The 4,580-nt window shown below is 66.8% G+C and carries 5 protein-coding genes; all 5 read right to left on the reverse strand.

Features of this window, described 5'->3' with window-relative positions; all coding sequences use genetic code 11:
- Positions 1 to 267 (reverse strand): DUF501 domain-containing protein (locus K789_RS0107115; protein WP_416352793.1); only part of this gene is annotated, 267 nt, incomplete at its 3' end.
- Positions 268 to 368: 101 nt separating this feature from the next.
- On the reverse strand, positions 369 to 1,052 hold the full coding sequence (locus K789_RS0107120) for an FtsB family cell division protein (RefSeq protein WP_024366161.1): 684 nt from the start codon (positions 1,050 to 1,052) through the stop codon (positions 369 to 371).
- Between the two features lie 196 nt (positions 1,053 to 1,248).
- Positions 1,249 to 2,529 (reverse strand): phosphopyruvate hydratase, encoded by a 1,281-nt coding sequence (eno, locus tag K789_RS0107125; protein ID WP_024366162.1) that lies wholly within the window; start codon positions 2,527 to 2,529, stop codon positions 1,249 to 1,251.
- 158 nt (positions 2,530 to 2,687) lie between these two features.
- Positions 2,688 to 3,323 (reverse strand): MazG nucleotide pyrophosphohydrolase domain-containing protein, encoded by a 636-nt coding sequence (locus K789_RS0107130; RefSeq protein WP_035739351.1) that lies wholly within the window; start codon positions 3,321 to 3,323, stop codon positions 2,688 to 2,690.
- A 79-nt stretch (positions 3,324 to 3,402) separates the two neighbouring features.
- Positions 3,403 to 4,545, reverse strand: a complete 1,143-nt coding sequence (locus tag K789_RS0107135) for an adenosine deaminase (RefSeq protein WP_024366164.1) — start codon at positions 4,543 to 4,545, stop codon at positions 3,403 to 3,405.
- Positions 4,546 to 4,580 lie beyond the last annotated feature (35 nt).

A 4,580-nucleotide genomic window follows, 5' to 3' on the forward strand; every position in this document is an offset into this window, starting at 1 on the left:
CGCCTCAAGCCGCGACACCGCGGACGTGATCACCGGGTGGGTGAGGTAAAAGGTCGTGGGGAAGGGTGTGCCGTTGCTCAGCCGCGGGGACGTGGCCGCCACCAGCGGGTTGCCGCAGACGCAGCGGGCCGGGATTTCCACGACATCGCGCACGGGGCGTCCCAGTTGCCGGCTCAGGACATCGAGGTCGCGGGGCGAGGGCCGGCGGGATTCCGCCACGGAGGGGGCCGTCTCCGGGCTTCCCGGATTCGGTGCCGTCGGTTTCACTGCCGCGGGGGTCTCGTCCACTCGGTTCTCGTCCACGGGTGCGGCACCTTCCTGCCCTGTCTGGTTTGTCCGGCGGACAATCCTGCGGCGGGCGCCGCTTGTTAGTCTGTTGCCGAGCGCCGGATGGAATCCCAGAGGGAGTCCACCCACGGCAGATCGGCCGGGTCCTGTTGTGATCCGGTACCGGCAGCGCCACTGGACGTTCCGGCAGGAAGATCGCTGCCGAAGACCCAGTAGCCCGTCTCGCCGGGCATAACCATGTTAATGCGGTCGCGGGCCTGTTGCTTCACGTAGTTCGGATCCTGCCACCGGGAGACCTGGCGCCTGAGCTCGTCTTGCTGGGACTGCTTCGCGGAGATATCCGCCTGCAGGGCGGCGATTTCGGCCCGCTTCTCGAAGAAAATCTTGACCGTGGGCGCCAGCATGATGGTGATGGCAATCATGACGACGAACAGCGCCAGCATGCGGCCGGAGAATGCCTTGGCGGGAACCGGGTCAAGGTTCTCCCCCGCCGGCACGGCGCCGTCCCTGGACTGTTTGGCGGCGCCTGGCTTGGCCGTGCCCTGCTTCACACCGTTCTGCTTCGCAGCGCCCTGTCGCACAGCATTGTGCTGGCCAGCGCCGGACGAAGATCCGGCCGGTGTGGATGCCGAGCCGGCCGTGTGGCCCTGGGCCCCGCGGGAACCGCCGAAATCAGCCTGGATGACGTCGCCGCCGTCGCCGGTGTCTGGAGACTTGGGGGCCGCAGGCGTGGCCCGGGGAACCTTGGGTCGGCGGGTAACCATGTCGCTCCTGTAATGCCAGGTTCTCCCCCGGCTGGCTTGCTGCTTGCTGGTTCAGCGCCGTTCAGTGCTGATCCCCGTGGCCTGGGCGGGGCACCGCCACGGAGCCGACAGCGCGGCGCCACAAGGAAGGTGCCAAAAAAGAACCGGTGGCCATGGTCTTTCAACCATAGCCACCGGTCGGCAGTTCCTGCGGTTACTAGCCCTTGAAACGCGGGAAGGCGCTGCGTCCGGCGTAGCGTGCGGCGTCGTCGAGTTCCTCTTCGATGCGCAGCAGCTGGTTGTACTTGGCCACGCGCTCGGAGCGGGCCGGGGCACCGGTCTTGATCTGGCCCGCGTTGGTGGCAACGGCGATGTCGGCGATGGTGGTGTCCTCGGTCTCGCCGGAGCGGTGCGAGGTGATGGTGGTGTAACCCGCGCGCTGGGCGAGGGAGACAGCATCCAGGGTTTCGGTCAGGGAACCGATCTGGTTGACCTTCACCAGGAGCGAGTTGGCCGTCTTGGAATCGATGCCGGTCTGCAGGCGTTCCGGGTTCGTGACGAAGAGGTCGTCACCAACGATCTGGACCTTGTCGCCGATGGCGTCGGTGAGGGTCTTCCAGCCTTCCCAGTCGTTTTCATCCAGCGGGTCCTCAATGGACACCAGCGGGTAGTCGGCGACGAGTTCGGCGTAGTAGGCGCTCATCTCGGTGGAGCTGAGTGACTTGCCTTCGAACTTGTAGGCGCCGTCCTTGAAGAACTCGGAGGAGGCAACGTCCAGGGCGAGGGCGATGTCCTGTCCCGGGGTGTAGCCGGCGTTCCGGATGGCTTCCTGGATGAGGTCCAGGGCGGCGCGGTTGGACGGCAGGTTCGGCGCGAAGCCGCCTTCATCGCCGAGGCCGGTGGACAGGCCCTTCGCCTGCAGGACCGCCTTGAGTGCGTGGTAAACCTCGACGCCCCAGCGCAGGCCCTCGGAGAAGGTCTCGGCACCGAGCGGGACAACCATGAACTCCTGGATGTCGACGTCGGAATCGGCGTGCGAGCCGCCGTTGAGGATGTTCATCAGCGGCACGGGCAGGACGTGCGCGTTCGGTCCGCCGAGGTACTTGTAGAGCGGCAGGTCGGCGGAGGCCGCGGCTGCGTTGGCGACGGCCAGGGACACGCCCAGGATGGCGTTGGCGCCGAGCTTGCTCTTGTTGGCCGTGCCGTCCAGGTCGATCATCGACTGGTCGATGCTGCGCTGGTCGGTGGCGTCGAAACCGATCAGGGCCGGGGCGATCTGGTCGATGACCGCGTCAACGGCCTTCTGGACGCCCTTGCCGAGGTAACGGCCCTTGTCGCCGTCGCGGAGTTCGACGGCTTCGTGCTCGCCGGTGGAGGCTCCGGAGGGAACGGCCGCGCGGCCGATCTGGCCGTCCGAGAGCAGGACTTCAACTTCTACGGTGGGGTTGCCACGGGAATCGAGGATCTCGCGGGCGTGGATGGCATCGATAAGCGCCATGGGTAGGCTCCTTTGGGTGAAGCGATCTGCTGGGAATCTGGTGGGAAATCAAGCTGGGAATCACGCTGAAAAACAGACGTCCTCGTCGCTCCCCAGCCTAGTCGAGAGTGGGATAAGTTACGGAAACCTATCCAGTACCCGGACGTCATTTTGGCCGGTTACCGGGACGTCGGCGGGGGCGTGCCCTCCTGGAAGCGGCGGTTCGCGCCGCGGAGGGCCCGTTCGGCGTCGAGCCCCCGGTCCCGGGCTGCGGCGGTTATGGCGAAGAGGAGGTCCCCGAGGTCCTCTTCCGAGGACGGGATGTCCACCGGCCCGGCGGATGCCGGGAGTCCGGCCCGTTCGGCGCGGTCCTGGAGTTTCTGTGCCCGCGCCAGGGCCGGAAGGGCGGCGGGGACGCCCCCGAGGGCCCCCCGCCGGGAAGGATCAGCGCGGGAAGGGTCGGTGCCGGGCTCGGCGGCCCCGGAGTGCAGGACCTGCTCCGAGCGCTTGACCGCGTCCCACGTCTGGACGATTTCCGCCACCGTCGCCGGGAAGGACTCCTGCAGCGAACCGTCCGGTCGGAACACATGCGGGTTGCGCCGGACCATTTTGGCGGTGAGGCCGCGGGCGACGTCGTCGAGGCCGAAGGCACCGCGTTCCTGGGCGAGCCGGGCGTGGAGGACCACCTGGAGCAGGACATCGCCGAGTTCGGCTTTCAGCTCGGCGTCGCCGCCGGCCGTCTCGATGGTCTCGGCAACTTCGTAGGCCTCCTCGAGGAGGTACTCCACGAGGGATTCATGGGTGAGGGCACCCATCCAGGGGCAGTGCTCGCGCAGGGCGGCAATCGTTTCGATCAGCTCTGCCAGCTGCCCCTGGACGGGTGGAATGTCCTCGTTAGCCAAGCTCGTCGTAGAACTCGTTGATGTATTCAACGAGGGCTTCCTTCTCTTCGAGCGGCAGGAAAGCAGCCTCGGCCGCGTTGAGCGTCAGCTCCAGCAGGTCATCGAGGTCGTAGTCGAAGGTCTCGACCAGCAGTTCGAACTCGTCCGTCAGGGTCACGCCGCTCATGAGCCGGTTGTCCGTGTTGATGGTGACGTTGAAGCCGAGCTGGTAGAGCATGTCCAGCGGGTGGCTTTCGATTCCCTCGCCGAAGCCCGCGATGGCGCCGGTCTGCAGGTTGGAGGACGGGCAGATCTCCAGGGCGATGCCGCGGTCGCGGACCCAGCTGGCAAGATCGCCCAGGGTGACCATGCCGATGTTGTCATCGGCCTCGTCGGCATCTTCGTCGTCGAATTCGACGGTGATGTCCTCGGCGATCCGGACGCCGTGGCCCAGACGCAGGGCGCGTCCGTCAACCAGGGCGGACTGGATGCTTTCGAGACCGGCAGCTTCCCCGGCGTGGACCGTGGCCGGGAAGTTGTGCTGGGCAAGGTAGGTGAAGGCGTCCTTGAACCGGGCCGGCAGGAAGCCGTCCTCGGCACCGGCAATGTCGAAGCCGACGGCGCCGTTGTTGCGGTGACGGACTGCCAGTTCCGCGATTTCCTGGCCGCGGTCGGCATGGCGCATGGCGGTGATGAGCTGGCCGACCTGGATGTCGCGGCCGCTCTCGGCGACGGCGTCGACGCCGGCTTCGAGGCCCGCCTGCACGGCGTCCACAACGTCGTCCAGGCTCAGGCCCTGCTGGAGGTGCTGCTCGGGCGCCCAGCGCACTTCACCGTAGACAACGCCGTCGTCGGCAAGGTCTTCGACGAATTCCTTGGCGACACGGAAGAGTCCGTCCTTGGTCTGCATCACGGCGATGGTGTGGTCAAAGGTCTCGAGGTAGCGGACCAGCGAGCCGGAGTCGGCGGATTCGCGGAACCACTCCCCCAGGGCGACGGGGTCGGTGGAGGGCAGGGTGTGTCCCACGGCCTCGGCAAGTTCAATGATGGTGGCCGGCCGGAGTCCGCCGTCCAGGTGGTCGTGAAGGGAAACCTTGGGGAGGCCCTTCAGGTCGAAGTCGAGGTCAGGGGCAGCGTCAAGAATTATCTCAGTCACGTTCCAACCTTAGGGTCGGAGGCCCGGCAACACCA

The organism is Arthrobacter sp. TB 26 (assembly GCF_000427315.1).
GTDB lineage: Bacteria > Actinomycetota > Actinomycetes > Actinomycetales > Micrococcaceae > Arthrobacter.

Excerpts from the sequence above, each read along its gene's own strand:
- K789_RS0107120 (WP_024366161.1), bottom strand. The coding sequence starts at position 1,052 with ATGGTTACCCGCCGACCCAAGGTTCCCCGGGCCACGCCTGCGGCCCCC.
- eno (WP_024366162.1), bottom strand. The coding sequence starts at position 2,529 with ATGGCGCTTATCGATGCCATCCACGCCCGCGAGATCCTCGATTCCCGT.
- K789_RS0107130 (WP_035739351.1), bottom strand. The coding sequence starts at position 3,323 with ATGGGTGCCCTCACCCATGAATCCCTCGTGGAGTACCTCCTCGAGGAG.